The sequence below is a fragment of the Chryseobacterium sp. KBW03 genome (assembly GCF_003852415.1).
Taxonomy (GTDB): Bacteria; Bacteroidota; Bacteroidia; order Flavobacteriales; family Weeksellaceae; genus Chryseobacterium; species Chryseobacterium viscerum.
The window spans coordinates 253,549-269,909 of record NZ_QAJO01000004.1; the positions used below are offsets into that span (position 1 = coordinate 253,549).

17 protein-coding genes are annotated in these 16,361 nt (G+C 35.9%); 13 read left to right on the forward strand and 4 right to left on the reverse strand.

From position 1 onward, the window contains the following. Positions 1-19 precede the first annotated feature (19 nt). The 7 genes from nadB to DBR39_RS09180 all read left to right on the forward strand — a co-directional run bounded on the left by nadB (position 20) and on the right by DBR39_RS09180 (position 8,555). Positions 20-1,591, forward strand: coding sequence for an L-aspartate oxidase (gene nadB / locus DBR39_RS09150; RefSeq protein ID WP_103232002.1), 1,572 nt, complete (start codon positions 20-22; stop codon positions 1,589-1,591). Between the two features lie 14 nt (positions 1,592-1,605). Continuing rightward, a complete protein-coding gene (locus DBR39_RS09155; protein ID WP_124532434.1) occupies positions 1,606-2,238 on the forward strand; it encodes a hypothetical protein in 633 nt (210 codons plus the stop codon). 10 nt (positions 2,239-2,248) lie between these two features. After that, the gene (gene nadC, locus DBR39_RS09160; protein ID WP_124532436.1) at positions 2,249-3,109 is read left to right on the forward strand and encodes a carboxylating nicotinate-nucleotide diphosphorylase; all 861 of its coding nucleotides are present in this window, start codon (positions 2,249-2,251) and stop codon (positions 3,107-3,109) included. Positions 3,110-3,317: 208 nt separating this feature from the next. Continuing rightward, positions 3,318-5,912: a TonB-dependent receptor gene (locus DBR39_RS09165; protein ID WP_124532438.1), complete on the forward strand. Its 2,595-nt coding sequence runs from the start codon at positions 3,318-3,320 to the stop codon at positions 5,910-5,912. An 86-nt stretch (positions 5,913-5,998) separates the two neighbouring features. Beyond that, on the forward strand, positions 5,999-6,439 hold the full coding sequence (locus DBR39_RS09170; protein ID WP_109737796.1) for a hypothetical protein: 441 nt from the start codon (positions 5,999-6,001) through the stop codon (positions 6,437-6,439). 67 nt (positions 6,440-6,506) lie between these two features. Next, a complete protein-coding gene (locus tag DBR39_RS09175; protein WP_103231998.1) occupies positions 6,507-7,499 on the forward strand; it encodes an aspartate-semialdehyde dehydrogenase in 993 nt (330 codons plus the stop codon). Between the two features lie 57 nt (positions 7,500-7,556). Beyond that, positions 7,557-8,555 (forward strand): cation diffusion facilitator family transporter, encoded by a 999-nt coding sequence (locus DBR39_RS09180; RefSeq protein ID WP_124532440.1) that lies wholly within the window; start codon positions 7,557-7,559, stop codon positions 8,553-8,555. A gap of 31 nt (positions 8,556-8,586) precedes the next feature. On the opposite strand, the gene DBR39_RS09185 is transcribed toward DBR39_RS09180, so the two are convergent. Both DBR39_RS09185 and xrtF read right to left on the reverse strand, forming a co-directional pair. After that, positions 8,587-9,024, reverse strand: a complete 438-nt coding sequence (locus DBR39_RS09185) for an exosortase F system-associated membrane protein (protein WP_124532441.1) — start codon at positions 9,022-9,024, stop codon at positions 8,587-8,589. Beyond that, the gene (gene xrtF, locus DBR39_RS09190) at positions 9,011-9,541 is read right to left on the reverse strand and encodes an exosortase family protein XrtF (RefSeq protein WP_103231995.1); all 531 of its coding nucleotides are present in this window, start codon (positions 9,539-9,541) and stop codon (positions 9,011-9,013) included. Before xrtF ends, DBR39_RS09185 begins: the two co-directional genes overlap by 14 nt. Positions 9,542-9,781: 240 nt before the next feature. On the opposite strand from xrtF, the gene DBR39_RS09195 reads away from it, so the two are divergent. The 6 genes from DBR39_RS09195 (at position 9,782) to DBR39_RS09220 (ending at position 14,224) form a co-directional block, all read left to right on the forward strand. Next, positions 9,782-10,801, forward strand: a complete 1,020-nt coding sequence (locus DBR39_RS09195) for an aminoglycoside phosphotransferase family protein (RefSeq protein WP_124532443.1) — start codon at positions 9,782-9,784, stop codon at positions 10,799-10,801. 105 nt (positions 10,802-10,906) lie between these two features. Then, positions 10,907-11,323: an RNase adapter RapZ gene (locus DBR39_RS09200; protein ID WP_124532445.1), complete on the forward strand. Its 417-nt coding sequence runs from the start codon at positions 10,907-10,909 to the stop codon at positions 11,321-11,323. A gap of 68 nt (positions 11,324-11,391) precedes the next feature. Continuing rightward, positions 11,392-12,105 (forward strand): NDP-sugar synthase, encoded by a 714-nt coding sequence (locus DBR39_RS09205; protein WP_124532447.1) that lies wholly within the window; start codon positions 11,392-11,394, stop codon positions 12,103-12,105. A 9-nt stretch (positions 12,106-12,114) separates the two neighbouring features. Then, positions 12,115-12,867, forward strand: coding sequence for a TIGR00730 family Rossman fold protein (locus DBR39_RS09210; RefSeq protein ID WP_124532449.1), 753 nt, complete (start codon positions 12,115-12,117; stop codon positions 12,865-12,867). Positions 12,868-12,925: 58 nt separating this feature from the next. Next, positions 12,926-13,396 carry a DUF6702 family protein gene (locus DBR39_RS09215; protein ID WP_228447802.1) on the forward strand — a complete coding sequence of 157 codons (471 nt, stop codon included), beginning with the start codon at positions 12,926-12,928 and terminating at the stop codon, positions 13,394-13,396. Positions 13,397-13,672: 276 nt separating this feature from the next. Continuing rightward, positions 13,673-14,224, forward strand: a complete 552-nt coding sequence (locus tag DBR39_RS09220) for an inclusion body family protein (protein WP_124532453.1) — start codon at positions 13,673-13,675, stop codon at positions 14,222-14,224. Positions 14,225-14,274: 50 nt separating this feature from the next. On the opposite strand, the gene DBR39_RS09225 is transcribed toward DBR39_RS09220, so the two are convergent. Then, positions 14,275-14,772 carry a hypothetical protein gene (locus tag DBR39_RS09225; protein ID WP_124532455.1) on the reverse strand — a complete coding sequence of 166 codons (498 nt, stop codon included), beginning with the start codon at positions 14,770-14,772 and terminating at the stop codon, positions 14,275-14,277. Positions 14,773-14,932: 160 nt separating this feature from the next. Beyond that, positions 14,933-16,339 (reverse strand): DUF5689 domain-containing protein, encoded by a 1,407-nt coding sequence (locus DBR39_RS09230; protein ID WP_103234715.1) that lies wholly within the window; start codon positions 16,337-16,339, stop codon positions 14,933-14,935. Positions 16,340-16,361: the final 22 nt, after the last annotated feature.

A 16,361-nucleotide genomic window follows, 5' to 3' on the forward strand; every position in this document is an offset into this window, starting at 1 on the left:
TTGTACCTAAAGTAAGCATATGATAAAAGCGGATGTATTAGTAATCGGTTCCGGTATTTCCGGACTTTCCTATGCCATTAAAGTTTCTGAACAGCTCCCTGATGCCAAAATCATTATTGTAACCAAATCTGACGAAGACGAAAGCAACACCAAGTATGCACAAGGCGGTCTGGCTGTCGTTACAGATTTTCAAAATGATAATTTTCAAAAACATATTGATGATACCATGCGCGCCGGAGACGGAGAAAATAAGCGTGATGTTGTAGAAATGGTGGTAAGAGAAGCTCCCGCAAGGTTCAATGAAATTGTAGAATGGGGTGCTCAGTTCGATATGAAGAACGGCAAATTCGCTTTAGGAAGAGAAGGAGGCCACACTGAAAACAGAATCGTCCACCATAAAGATATTACAGGTTTTGAGATTGAAAGAGCTTTATTGGAAACAGCCAAAAGCAGCCCGAATATTGAAATTCTCGACCATCATTATGTAATTGATATCATTACACAGCACCATGTTCCCGGAAAAGAACTTAATGAAGGAGACATTCACTGCTACGGTGCCTACATTCTGGATGAAAAATCCAAAACAATCAAAAAAATCACTTCTAAAATAACACTGGTTGCTACAGGAGGAGCAGGGCATGTTTATAAAAACACAACCAATCCTACCATTGCTACAGGAGACGGAATTGCTTTCGTAGCCCGTGCCAAAGGAAAGGTTTCCAATATGCAGTATTATCAGTTCCACCCAACAGCTTTGTATAGCAAAATGGATGGGATGTTGTTTTTAATTTCAGAAGCAGTACGTGGAGACGGCGCCAAATTAAGAACAAAAAGAGGCGAAAAATTCATGCATAAATATGACGAGCGTGAAGAATTAGCATCCAGAGACATCGTTGCAAGAGCTATCGATGCCGAAATGAAAATTACCGGAGACGAATTTGTCGGCTTAGATTGTAAGGAAATGAATCATGAAAAATTCTTAGAACATTTTCCAAATATTTACAAAAAGTGCAGAGATGAAGGAATTGATCCGTTCACTCAATTGATTCCTGTTGTACCCGCCTGCCATTACTTAATGGGTGGTATTGAAGTAGACAGAGACGGACAGTCTTCCATCAGAAATCTTTTTGCTGTAGGAGAATGCACCAACTCAGGACTTCATGGTGCCAACAGACTCGCTTCCAACTCATTGCTTGAAGGCTTGGTTTTTGGGCACAATGCTGCCATGAAAACGGTTGCACTTCTGAATGAAAACAGCTTCAACTTTGATGATCTGAAAGCCGTTCCGGAATGGAATGAAGAGGGAATGAAAATCATGGATGAAATGGTCATCGTCAGCTACCTCAGAAAACAGCTTCAGGAAATGATGAGTGACCTGGTAGGTATCGTAAGAAGCAACAGACGTCTGAATATGGCTTTACAGAAACACCAGGAGATTGCAGCAGCAGTGGATGAAATCTACCACTACTCTATTCTTTCTCCACAACTTTCAGAATTAAGAAACTTAACAACCGTTGCCCATCTCATCATTAACCAGTCCATGGAAATGACCGAGAATAAGGGAGCGTTTTATAATAAAGATTTGGTTTAATTTTAATTAAACTAGTGAAAACCCTGAATTTAAACATCCTTACAACAGTCAATATTTTATTCTATTCAAGAATGATACTTTCATTGATTTGTGGTTTTGTATTATTGAATTTTTGGGTGAAAAATGGAAAAAATGATGATTTTCCAAATATAGTCATTCTTGCAGGAATACTATTTTCAGGACTGGCTTTGGGATTATATGGAATAACTTTATTAAAAAAAATTATTGTTCCCAGATCCAAATATCCTTTAGTCTTAAATCTTTTATGCAATATGAAAGGTTTAGGAAAACCAGATTATTATGGAAGTTTAAAATTTGATTTAAATAATATAATTAAAGATAATAAGCTACACTTAACTCTTTATTATATCAATAATCCTCAATATCCAATTTTAACATTCAATAAAGAAAAAATCATTTACTACACTCAAGAATATGATTGGGATAATTTTAAATGGAGCTATAAACTTATACCGCAAGGGCGAAAAGAAAAACAAGTATTAGAGTTTCAAGGTATTAATCAAAATAATATAAAAATAAAAGACATTATAGATTTTGAAAAAATAGATGCTAAGGAAAATGAAGTCCTTTTGCTCTTTATCATTCATGACATATTGTTCGGAAAAAGATCTTCCTTTTATTACTAAAATCAAAAATATGAAAAGACCAAGCTACGTAACCGATAAAGCATTAAAGACATTCATAAAAAATGCACTTGAAGAAGACATCCAGGATGGTGATCACTCTACGCTGTCTACCATTCCTCAGGATCTTGTACAAAGTGCAAAGCTTTTAGTAAAACAAGACTGTATTCTTGCAGGTGTTGAGCTGGCAGAAATCATTTTCAATACTTTTGATAAAAATCTGAAAGTTGAAGTTTTTATTAAAGACGGAACTCCTTGTAAATTCGGAGATGTCGCACTTATTGTAACAGGAAGCGCAAGATCGATCCTTTCCACAGAGAGATTCGTTCTTAATTGCATGCAGAGAATGAGCGGTATTGCCACTCTTACCCATGACTGGGATTCAAGATTGGTAGGTACAAAAACTAAACTTTTAGATACCAGAAAAACAACGCCAAACTTCAGAATGTGTGAAAAATGGGCGGTTGCAATAGGAGGTGGAACCAATCACAGATATGGTCTTTATGACATGATCATGCTGAAAGACAACCATATTGATTACAACGGAAGCATCACCAATGCCGTGGCAATGGCAAAGGATTATGTTAAAAAGAATAAGAAAAAGCTAAAAATAGAGGTTGAGACAAGAAATCTTGAAGAAGTTCAGGAAGCTATCAAAGCAAAAGTTGACAGGATCATGCTTGATAATATGGATGTGAAAACAATGGAGCAAGCTGTAAAAATGATCAACGGTTCATGTGAGTCTGAAGCTTCAGGGGGAATTACCCGTGAAATGTTAAAAGAAATCGCGTCAACAGGAGTCACATATATCTCTGTAGGAGCCCTTACACACTCAGCTGAGAATATAGATTTGAGTCTCAAAGCAGTGAAATAGCGTTGAATTTTTAACAAAAACACCCCCACTTTATTAAAAATACAATAACATGACTTTTTTCATATTAAAATTCGGTTTTTAGCCAAAACACTGAAAAACAACAAATTAACATTATTAAGACTGAGTAAAAATTAACATTGAGTTAATAATAGTTAAATTTTATTTTGCGAATTTTGCAGAAAATTAAATCTAACTATTACTAACGATTATGAAATTAATCAACAAATCGATACTAACTGCGGTTATTACTTTATCTACAGCTAGTGTTTATTACGCTCAACAAGTTCAGGATACAGCTCAAGCTAAATCCAAAGATATTGATGAGGTAATCCTAAGAGGTGTTACGGATATCGCTAAAGATAGAAAAACACCTGTTGCTGCATCTACCATTAAAGCAGCACAGCTTGCAGAAAGATTAGGTAACCAAGAGCTACCTGAGATTTTGAACACTACTCCATCTGTTTACGCTACAAAATCCGGAGGTGGTTTTGGTGATGGAGGTCTTACAATAAGAGGTTTCGAATCAAGAAACATCGCTGTAATGGTAAACGGTATGCCAGTTAACGATATGGAAGGTGGTGCTGTTTATTTCTCAAACTGGACTGGATTATCTGATGTAACAAGTACATTACAGGTTCAGAGAGGTTTAGGTTCTTCTAAATTAGCTATTGCTTCTGTAGGAGGTACAGTAAACTTCCTTACCCGTTCTGCTGATATGAAAAAAGGAGGGGTAATCAGATTAGGTGTTGGTAACAACGATTATTTAAAAACTTCTTTCTCTTACAATACAGGGAAATCTAAAGATGGTGTTTCTGCATCATTCTTAATGAGCAGACAAGCCGGAGGTACTTATATTGAAAATACTGATTATGAATCTTATGCATATTTCTTTGCATTAGGGTATGAAATCAATAAAAAACATAACTTACAGTTTACTGTAACTTCTGCTCCTCAGTGGCACGATCAAAGAACTTTTGCTCCAACTATTCAAAATTACATCAACTATAATCCTGATCACGATGGATCACCTTACAGAAGATATAATTCAGATTTTGGATACTACACTGATGCTTCAGGAAATAAAGTTGCTTTAGCTAACAGATCAAACTATTATGCTAAGCCGGTAATGATGTTGAACTGGGACTGGACAATGAGCGAAAAGTCTAAGTTAAGTACAGTTTTATACATGTCTAACGGTAGAGGTGGTGGAACTGGTGAACTTGGTAGAGTAGGTGGAAAAGGAATTACTGATTTCTACGATACAGCAGGTCACTTCAACTATGACGCTATTTTTGCAGCTAACGCAGCTGTTAATTTAAATACTGCAGGTGCAGGAAGTACTTTGGTTCGTAGATCAAATATCAACTCTCACAACTGGTATGGTATCTTAGCTAACTTCCAACATAAAATCAACGATAACTGGAACTTCTCAATAGGGACAGATGATAGATATTACTATGGTTACCACTATCAAGTTCTTACAGATCTTTACGGAGCTGCAGGATACAAAGATAATGCGAACAAAAACATAGCAGCACCAAGAATCGTAAATGCTCTTTATGATTACAAAAAACTTGCTTGGAATCCTTTCGGAGGTAAAATGGCTCCAGCTGAAGATCAGGTAGGATACAGCAACGACGGAGAAGTACTTTGGTACAGTGGATTTGCACAGGTAGAATATACTAAAGATAACCTATCTGCATTCTTACAAGGTTCCGTATCAAACCAAGGATATCAGAGAATTGATAACTATGTAGTAGACGGAAGTACATTAAAAGGTCAAACTGTAAATACTAAAACAGGATTTAAAAACCTTTTTGGATATAATATTAAAGGGGGTGCTAACTATAACATTAACGAACACCACAACGTTTTTGCTAACTTAGGGTACTATAGCAAGCAGCCTTTCCTTAACACAGTTTATCCAAGTAACCAACAACTTGTAAATCCAAGTCTAACTAACGAGAAGATTTCTTCTGCTGAAATTGGATATGGATTCAGATCTGGACAGTTCAGTGCAAATGTTAACGTATACAGAACACAATGGAAAAACAGATGGTTGAGAAAAACTAGTCAAACGTTTACATTACCTGACAATACAACAACTACAGGTTATGCAGAAATCAACGGTATTACTGAGGTTCACCAAGGTGTAGAATTTGATGGAGTATACAAACCTAACCGCTTCTTAGAAATTCAGGGGATGTTCTCTTGGGGAGATTATTATTACAAAGGAAATGCTTCTGTAGCTGCATTTGATGATAACAACAACCCGCTTACTTTATCTGGAGCTTCAGGTAATGAATTATATTTGGATAAAGTAAAAGTTGGAGGATCAAGCAACAACAGTATCCCTCAAATGACTGCTTCATTAGGACTTACTGTAAAACCAGTAAAAGACCTTAATATCTTTGGAACATGGAGATATGTTGGTAAATTATACTCTACAGTTGATGTAGGAGCGTTCACCAATGTTTCTGCACAAGAAAGAGGAGTATTGAAATTACCCGATTTCAACTTATTTGATGTAGGTTTCTCTTACAAAATCAGATTACAAAACGAAGCTCAGTATTTCACTATCGGAGCTAACGTTTACAACCTATTTGATAAAATTTACATCTCTGACTCTGCTACAAGTATTTTTGCTAATGATGTTCCGACTAAACTTGCAGACGGATCAAACAACACAGCAAAGAAGACATATGAGCAACTTGGTATGATGTACAATGGTATTGCAACTGGTAACCGTGCTTATTTCGGTTTCGGAACTACTTGGGCTGCAACCTTATCATTCAACTTCTAATAATATCATAATATTAGATTTTATAAATATCAATCCCGGCTTCGAGCCGGGATTTTTGTTATCTTTGTGTACAAAAAAATAGGATTATGGATTTTTACAAGATTTTTCTTAGTGCACACAAAGGATTTGGATATTTAGAACTTCTTTTGGTTGCATTATTTATCATTGCACTTTTAGCTACCATGTTTGGCTTCAGTGGAAAAGTGAACAAATTTCTAAAGAAGACAACGCTCTTCACGATGATTTTCTTCCACGTTCAGTTTTTATTAGGAATATGCTTGTTATTCATATTTTCTCCAGGTTTCAAAGCTGCTTTAGATGCAGGAACATTAATGAAAGACCCTTACAGCAGACAAACATTTGTTGAGCACCCTTTCTCTATGTTAATCGCAGCAGTGTTGATGACCATTATTAACAAAAAAGTAAAATCCAACGACACGATCTCTCTGGGAATCGTTATTATGGGATTGATCGCAGCAGGTTTATTTGCATTTGCGTTCCCTTGGGTAAGAGTCTTTGGAGCTTAAAATAGATAAAGAAATTATATATGTTATAATTTATAAATAGTTTAATCTTAAATTTTTAATTAAATCAATGAAAGTAGCTGTAGTAGGTTCAACAGGAATGGTTGGACAAGTTATGCTTAAAGTTTTGGAGGAGAGAAACTTCCCTGTAACAGAATTAATCCCGGTAGCATCCGAAAGATCTGTAGGCAAGAAGGTGAAGTATAAACAGAAGGAATTTACTATTGTAAGCATGAAGGACGCTATAGCTGCCAAACCGGATATTGCAATCTTCTCTGCAGGTGGTTCTACTTCTCTTGAATTCGCTCCGTTATTTGCAGAAGCAGGAACAACAGTAATTGATAATTCTTCTGCATGGAGAATGGACCCTGATAAAAAATTAGTCGTTCCTGAAATCAATGCTGATGTTTTGACTAAAGAAGATAAAATCATTGCAAATCCGAATTGTTCTACCATTCAGTTGGTAATGGTTCTTGGACCTTTGAACAAGAAATATGATTTAAAAAGAGTGGTTGTTTCTACTTACCAATCTGTAACAGGAACAGGTAAAGCTGCTGTAGACCAGTTAAATGGTGAGATCAGCGGAAATGACTCTATCGAAAAAGTATATCCTTATCAGATCTTCAAAAATGCATTGCCACACTGTGATGTATTTTCTGATGATGATTACACAAAAGAAGAGATCAAACTGATGAAGGAACCTAAGAAAATTCTAGGAGACGATACCTTCAACTTAACAGCAACCGCTGTAAGAGTTCCGGTACAGGGAGGACATTCTGAAAGTGTAAATATTGAATTCGAAAATGAATTTGAACTGGATGAAGTAAGAAAGATCTTAGCTGAAACCCCTGGTGTAATTGTAATGGACGATGTGAAAAACAACCATTACCCGATGCCACTGTACTCAGAAGGGAAAGATGAAGTTTTTGTAGGAAGAATAAGAAGAGACCTGTCACAGCCCAAAACGCTCAACCTCTGGATCGTAGCAGACAATCTGAGGAAAGGAGCAGCAACAAACGCTGTACAAATCGCAGAATACCTTGTAGCAAACAACTTAGTATAAACTAACAAAATAAAAAAGAGTCTCAGAATTGAGATTCTTTTTTTTATCAAACACTTTATGAATACCCAGAAAAATACCCACAAAGAGAAAATAGGATTTCAAAAGCTGATTGCAGCATTTGGAATCATCCTTTTCGTAGGAAAGATTATTGCCTGGAAGCTCACCAATTCTGACGCTGTATTTTCCGATGCTATGGAAAGTATCGTCAATGTCATCAGTGCATTCATGGGGCTCTATTCCCTTCATCTTGCTGCCAAACCCAAAGATGAAGACCATCCGTACGGCCACGGAAAAGTAGAATTCGTCACCTCCGGGATTGAAGGCGCCCTGATTGCTATTGCCGGCATTATGATTATTTATGAAGGGATTCACAGTCTTATCGTAGGAAAAACGCTCAGCAAAATAGATCTGGGTATATGGATCATTGCTGCCACTGCCGTTATTAATTATCTTCTGGGATATATTTCCATAAAAAAGGGAGAAAGAGAAAATTCTCTGGTTTTAATTTCATCAGGAAAACATCTGCAGTCTGATACCATTACAACCCTTGGTGTGGTAGCCAGCTTAGTGATTGTTTATTTCACTAAAATCTATTGGCTCGACTCTGCAGTAGCATTAACTTTTGGGCTTTATATCATCTTTGTAGGCTATAAAATCGTCCGAAAATCGTTGAGCGGTATTATGGATGAACAGGATCCTGAAATACTAAACCAGGTGATCAGAATTCTTGAAGAAAACAGACACGTAGAATGGATTGATGTACACAATATGAAAATTCAGCAGTTTGGTTCTTCTCTTCATATTGATGCTCATATTACCCTTCCGTGGTATTATGACCTTCGGGATGCTCATGGTGAGATGGAAAAAGTAATTATCCTTCTTGCTAAAAATATGAAAAGAAGTATTGAGTTCAATTTTCATATGGATGACTGTAAACCGATTTCATGCCCGGTCTGCCAGATCAAAGAATGTCCTGTCCGTGAAAAAGACTTCGTAAAACGTGTAGAATGGACTCCGGAAAATATCACCAGTGTTGATAAGCACACTGCAGAATAGGTCACGCAAATTGGTTAATTTGTAAATCTTCTCAGCTGCCTTTACCAATCATCTGCTTTCTGTAATAAAACATCGGGACAATCAATAGGATAATCAGGGGCTGAATTACAAATCTTCTCATATAAAAAGAAAAAAGATACCCTATTTCAAATTGATCATGAATACAATACAGATAAATCGGCAGAGCAATTGCAAAGACAATTAGCATCATCACGGCTCCCTGTACTGCCCATTGTTTGTTTTTAAATAAGCCATAGATAATCAGGCATGAAAACAGGAGATTTAAAACAAACCTGAAGACATGTCCAAGAATCAGTTTTCCCCATTCAAATGCAGGGAATTCAATATTTTTATTCGCTTCATGAAAGTAAGTAAGGAAAGGATCATAAAAAAGACGGTCCTCCAGAACTCTTACACTTATCAATCCGCAGATTCCTGCAATAATCAGAAGCCAGTTAAGAATTTTCATGTTTTAACGCAAAAAGTTTAATCCAGATCAGCCAAAGTACAACAACACTCCCATAAATGATGGCAGGGAAAATAAAATCATGAAACATTTTACCATACTCTTTATAATCTGACATTACGATATTCAATCCGATGATTCTTAGAAGATTCATTATATACAGGATAACCAATCCTACCCCAACAAAGACAAAAGTCTTCATCCCTTTATAAAAAGCAAAAACAAATGAGACAAATAGAATGATGACAGAAACAGCATTGCACCCCTCTACCATTCTCGTCTCATAGCGTTGGTTAACATAAAACCAAACCTGTTCATTCTTTACATCATCATAAAGTTCCGTAGGATAGCCTATGGCATTCTGCAGAACAACTACCTGATTGGCAATGAGTCTTGAAAAAGAATCCAGCCCGGAATCTTTACCACTATTCAGGTAGAACTGATAAGCAAAAAGCAGCACCAGATAAATAATAATAAAACGCAGTAAAATACCTAAAACAGGTTTAAAGTCTTTCAGCATAGTACAAAGATAAAAATTAGACTGTAATATCCTGAATTTGAATCAAGAAAGTTAATAACCAAGGATAATATCCCATTATCACGGGATATAAAGTTGAAATTTTTCTTAAAAACCTGCAGTAAAATTAATATTCAACAATCCATTTTATATCATCAGGATAACATTCTTTTCCTCATATTTTCTACTTCTTTAAACTATAATTTCCAACTCATGTTAATTTAGTATATTTGTTTCCATATTATGACTTCTGAAAACGCAAAACGATTTTTTGAAAACCATTTGGGTAAAAAATCTTCCGAATTCGTCACATTAGCTCAAAGCGGTTCTGCGAGGGTAAACTTCCTCGCCACTGTCACTTCTGAAAAATATATCATTACTTACAATGAAAATATTCCGGAAAATGAAAGCTTTCTTTACTATTCCAAAATATTCTCAGAACTGAGCCTTAACACTCCTTCCATTCTTGCTGTTTCTGAAGACAGAAAAATGTATATCCAGGAGTTTTTGGGCCAACATACCCTTTCAGAGGTGATCGCCAAGGAACAACTATCTCCCACCGTAAGATCTTTGGTAAAGCAGACATTAGAAAAGCTTTTCCGGATGCAAATACAAACTCAAGGGAAAATTGATTTTTCCAGAACGTTTGAATATGAAAGCTATGATGAACTTCCCGTGATTCATGATCTTTATTATTTTAAAAACTTTGTAGCCGATGTCCTTGAGCTCGAATACAACAAATCTACTCTTCTGAAAGAATTCAAAAAGATTGCAATACTCATTGAAAACATTGAACCTAAAGGAATTATGATCCGTGATTTTCAGGCAAGAAATATCATGGTAGATGAAAAAAATGAAGTTTCTTTCATCGATTATCAGTCTGCAATGAAAGGACCATTACTATATGATGTCATCTCTTTCCTTTTCCAGGCTAAAGCCAATTTCCCGGAAGATTTCAAACAGGAAATGCTGGATTTTTATATTCAGCAGTTTGAAAACCCTGAAACGAGAATCCAGTTGAGAAATGCAGTTATGCCTATTCAAATGATGAGATTTTTACAGGTTTTAGGAGCATATGGGTTCAGAGGATTGATTCAGAGGAAACAACACTTCATGACCAGTCTGGAGAAAGGAATTCAAAATATAACACAGTTTGCCGACTCCTGGGAACAGATGAATAACTATCCAGAGCTGAAAAAAGTAATCCAACAGTTGACATCAGAGAGAGCAAAACAAAAAATTGAGGAAATATTAAATAACTAAGTTTTCGGCTCCGCTCAGAATTACAGATTGAAGTATTTGAGCAAAGTAGAAAGTACTTATAACATCACTAAATAAACCTTAATGGTTTAAAAATTAAAAAAGAATATGCTACACATCGAGATACACAGTTTTTCATACAAGAAAGGAGGAATTCCTAAAGACAATTCAGGAAACGGCGGAGGCTTCGCTTTTGACTGCCGTGGAATTTTAAATCCCGGAAGAATTGAAGAATATAAAATCCAGACCGGAAACGATATAGGAGTTCAGGAATATCTGGAAACAAAAACGGAAATGCCAACGTTTTTAGAATTGGTAAAATCTCTTGTTTCCATTAACATTGACGATTATCTTGAAAGAGGCTTTGAGCACCTGCAGATCAATTTCGGGTGTACAGGAGGACAGCACAGATCGGTATATTCAGCAATAAAAATCGCCGAATTTATCAGAGAAAAATATCCTGAAGGAACTGAGATCACCCTTCATCATGATGAACAACCACAACTGAACATTAGTAATAAGTAGTGAGGCATAAGTAATTTTCTTCTCATACTTATATTACTCATTATCAATCACTCATTACTTATAATATTATGAAAGCTCTAATTTTCGCAGCAGGGAAAGGTACCAGGCTTAAACCTTTTACAGATCATCATCCGAAAGCATTAGCAAAGGTGAATGGTATTCCACTCCTTGAAAGAAATATCAATTACCTGAAAAGTTTCGGGATCACAGATTTTGTGATCAACATTCATCATTTTGGGAACCAGATTGTTGATTTCTTAAATAAAAACAATAATTTCGGATGTAAGATTGAGATTTCTGATGAAACCAATGAACTTCTTGAAACCGGTGGCGGCTTGATTTTTGCAAGAAAATTTCTTGATCATGGAGAAGATTTTTTAATCATGAATTCTGATATTCTAACCGGGCTGAACATCAATGCTTTGGTAGAATACCACAAAAAGATAAAAGATTTTGCTACTTTAGCGGTTTCGGACAGAGAAAGTTCGAGAAAACTCCTTTTCAACGATGATATGGTTTTGAGAGGCTGGCTGAATGTACAATCAGGAGAACAGAGACTGGCAGAATTCAACAAAGGTTTTAAAGCTCTTGCTTTCAGCGGAATTCATTGTATCAATCCTGTCATCTTTGAAAAAATAAAAAGAACAGGCAAATTTTCTGTTATGGAAGAATATCTGGATCTGATGCAAACCGAACATATACACGGATTTGTACATGACAGCATCCTTATCGATGTCGGAAGACCGGCATCCGTAACAGAAGCCGAAAAACATTTTAAATAAAATTTTGCAATGGAAATTGACGGAACTAGGGATGAAAGTTTAGTAAATCCAGAACTTGACATAAACGAAACAAAACTACATAATAGCTTCAGACAAAAAACCTGGGACGAAACCATCGCTAAAGACAGCTGGATGGTTTTCAAGGTGATGGCTGAATTTGTAGACGGCTATGAAAAACTGGCCAAAATTGGCCCATGTGTTTCTATATTCGGGTCAGCACGACTGAAGCCGGAGAATAAATACTATGAAATGGCTGTAGATATTGCTGAAAAGATCACTAAATTAGGTTTCGGAATCATTACCGGAGGCGGTCCGGGAGTGATGGAAGCTGGAAATAAAGGAGCATTCAATGCTAAAGGTAGATCTATCGGACTTAATATTGACCTTCCTTTTGAACAGCATTTTAATCCTTACATCAATAAATCCTATTCTATGAATTTTGATTACTTTTTCGTGAGAAAAGTAATGTTTGTAAAATATTCTCAAGGTTTCGTGGTTATGCCGGGAGGTTTCGGGACATTGGACGAGCTGACTGAGGCGATGACCCTGATTCAGACCAACAAAATAGGAAAATTTCCAATCGTTTTGGTAGGAAGTGAATTCTGGGGAGGATTATTAGATTGGTTCAAGGCAACGCTCTTGAAAGAAGGGATGATTGCTGAAGATGATTTAGATCTTTATCGTGTGGTAGATACTGCTGATGAGGCTGTAGCACATATTAAAGCTTTTTATGATAAGTATTCTGTGAATGTAAATTTTTAATTGGCATATTATTTGTGACTTATAACTAACAAGTATGATTGTAAATCTATTAATTAAGATGAAAAAACTTTTATATATATCAGGTATTTTAACATTTTTTGTGTTAACGAGTTTTATGTATGTAGACTTTTTCTCTTCAATGACCAAAGTTGACTATATTGATGGAAGCAAAACATTGAAGTTTACCACAAAAATGAATACAAGCCATATCTCTGACGCTATTAAAATTAACCCTAATACGGCTGGATTTGAAGCAGAGGTGAAAAAATATGTGAACAATAATTTTGATGTATTTGTCAATGGGTCTCCTAAAACGATTACCTTCACAGGAAGTCAGGTCAGTGGAGAAACTGTATGGGTGTATTTTGAGACCGGAGGCGTTTCGGATATCAGCACCTTAAAGATTAAAAATACGATCCTTTTAAGCGCTTTTCCTAAGCAGATCAATCTGGTGAACATTGCCTACAAAGGCAGCCAGAAAACAATGAATTTTCAAAGAGGAAAAGAAGTGAACGAGGTTTCTTTTTAAACGTGAATTAGATTTAACCATTATAAAATGGGTACCCTGGAAAGTTGAACTTTTCAGGGTATTTTTTTTGCATTCCAAAAAATCACATCCAGGAGATAAGCTAAGTACAAATACCTAATCTCAAATTTCAGCATTTACACTCTAATATTTTCATTTTCAGCAATGTACATTTGTATTGTAATTACAACCAAATACGTGAAGCCGTATCACTTTAATAACGGGGCGAAATCTGAAAAGCCAAATGAGTAAGAAAACACCAAACTAAAACTAAGTATCATGGAAGATGTAGAACTTAAATCATCCAGCCAGGCAATAGATGTCCTGATTGTAATAGACACGGATTATGTACGAGCAAATTATAAAAGTCCTAGTACGGATCCTAATAAACCTGTAGGAATTGATCATAACAGCCAGCACATGATCGTTTCCAACGCCAACGCTATTTCCGGGCAGGGTTCAGCTGATCTGAACTTCAGCGCAAGAGCCGGAGATACGGTTTCTTTCAGAGGAACTTCAATCTATCAGAATTCGGATGACGCAGTTATTATTTATAATATTAAATACTGGTCCGGAGATCAGGTTTTTAATAATTTCGTATACAATTCTGTTAGAAGAAAGCAAGCTGCTGTACCGGATGTAAATTCTCTAAACGGCCTCCCTGCCACCTCTGCAGATATCACTTTCGCCAGTATCGACTCTAAGGTAAGATCAACAGGGAAAGAGAACTTCTATGTACAGTTCGGACTTTATATTTTAGATCCAAATGACAGTAACAAACAGATTCTGTACGGTTACTTTTACTGGGATCCAACAATTACAGTTAAATAAAAGAAAATAAAAAACCACTGCTGATGCGGTGGTTTTTGTTTTTAAATAACTTAGAATCCTGTAGACCAGAAAAGGATATCAAGATCTAATTCACTAATATCAAAATCATCCTGATAATCTTTAAAACCAGACTTGTTTTTCAGTTCCTCAATAGCATTTTCTGCTTTTTCTAAAGATGAAAATACTCCAATATATCTTTCGTCATCCAGAAAGGTGTGTATTGTATAATAATGACTGACACTAAAAACAGTATTCAAACCTAATTCCTTAACCGAAATACAGTTTTCATCTATCACATCACCTTTCTCAATATAATCACGTCCCATTTCCCCGATAACCTCCTGAAATCCTTCATTCCAATGTACTTTATCCATAATATAACAATCCGTAACAAAACATTCAGGATAATCTCTGAATCCAGGGAGAATAACCGCTTTGGATTTTAGCTTCTCCAAGCCTTCAACACTATTGCAAAAACCAAGAAATTTGGAAGCTGTATGGGACTCATCGGTATAAGTATGATTTAAGGCATAAATGAAATATTTCATTTTAAATATGTATTCTCTATTTTAATATTATTTTCAGAAATAAAAATATAAAATTTTCGGCTTCTTTAAAATCAAAATTGTTATTAAAATAAAATCAGGCAGATCTTACGAACTGCCTGATTTTTATAAAGTATATTAGAAAGATATTCTATCTAATGTATTACTCAATTTTGATGTTATCAATCTGAAGATCGTAATTTCCACTTGTTCCGGTTTTGATAGCGAACATATCTTTTCCGGCTGTTGTGTTAATATCAGCAATACCTGTAAGGGTAAGCTCAACTAATCTCCACTGTCCGTTTGTATTGATAGATCCTGTATAAGAGTTGGCACTTTCTACCCCTAAAGTAGCACCTGTAGAGAATGTACCTAAGTTAAATACATAGAAACCTCCACCTGCTTTATATACGTTGAAAGAAAGAGTTTTTCCTGTTGCAGTACCTTTGATATACATAGTGATTCTCTTCGGAGTAGCAGGGATTCCTGTAGTAGCGATAGATGTAAATACATAATCGTTAGCAGTAGGTGTTCCTTTGATCTGAAGTGAGTTTGTATTGTTGTATCCTAAACCAACACCTTGAGTTGCATAAGGCTTAAGTCCGAAAGTGTTTACACTGGTTAAGAACGTTGCCCAGTTTTCAAAATCAGATCCTGCGAAAAGATTTACAGCACTTGCAGAAGGAGCTTCAGGCTCACCTGGGTTGAATCTGTCGTTAGGGAAGTTCATATCATCAAGAGTTCTGATATAAGCCTGCTCTGTATAAGTTGTCGTGTTGCTTGTACCTGTATAACGGCTTAAAAGAAGAACGATATCACCACTTTTTGCATATTTAGGAGAGATAGGAGACTTCGCAAATGTTGCATAGTTGCTGAAACGAAGGTCTAATCTACCTGCTTTTTTATCCGTAATATAACGGTCACCTGTAGCTGATTCGTCAGCAAAAGTTTTTGTCAATTCAGGATCTTCATACTGAACATTCTTAATTTTTACAAGCTGGTTGATGTGAGCACCATTTTTAAGAGCATCAGCGATAGAGTTGAATTCTAATGGCTTGATTGCAGTGACTACAGCCTTTTGTCCATCACAAACTCTTGCCATGTAATTTGAAACCTTATTTGGGTTGATTCTACCGATAGGATAGTTAGGATCAAAAGAACCTACTTTAATATTCCCGTTAACCCCCTGAACGATCAATCCTTTTAGGTTGATTCTAACTAAAGATCCAGTTGGGAAATCAAGATATTGGTTTCCTCCGTCGATATCAATTTCGATACCTTGTGTTGGGTTTTCAGGCTTATCCTGAAGGAACATCATTTTGTAGATGTTTCCAGACTCATCACTTGAAGATACATATGCTTCAACGATATAATCTTCCTTAATGATATCAGCTTCAAGCGGTTTTACTTTTGCAATGGTTGCAAGGTCTGATAATTTATGGTTAGCTGCTGCAAATTTGTTGGTACATTTGATTTCCGGCACATCATAATCATCGGTTTTTACACAAGACGAGAACGCCAGCATTGAAATGGCAGTAAAGATCGCCGCTTTAAAATATATATTTTTCATTGTTTTCGATTTTTAATTTAAT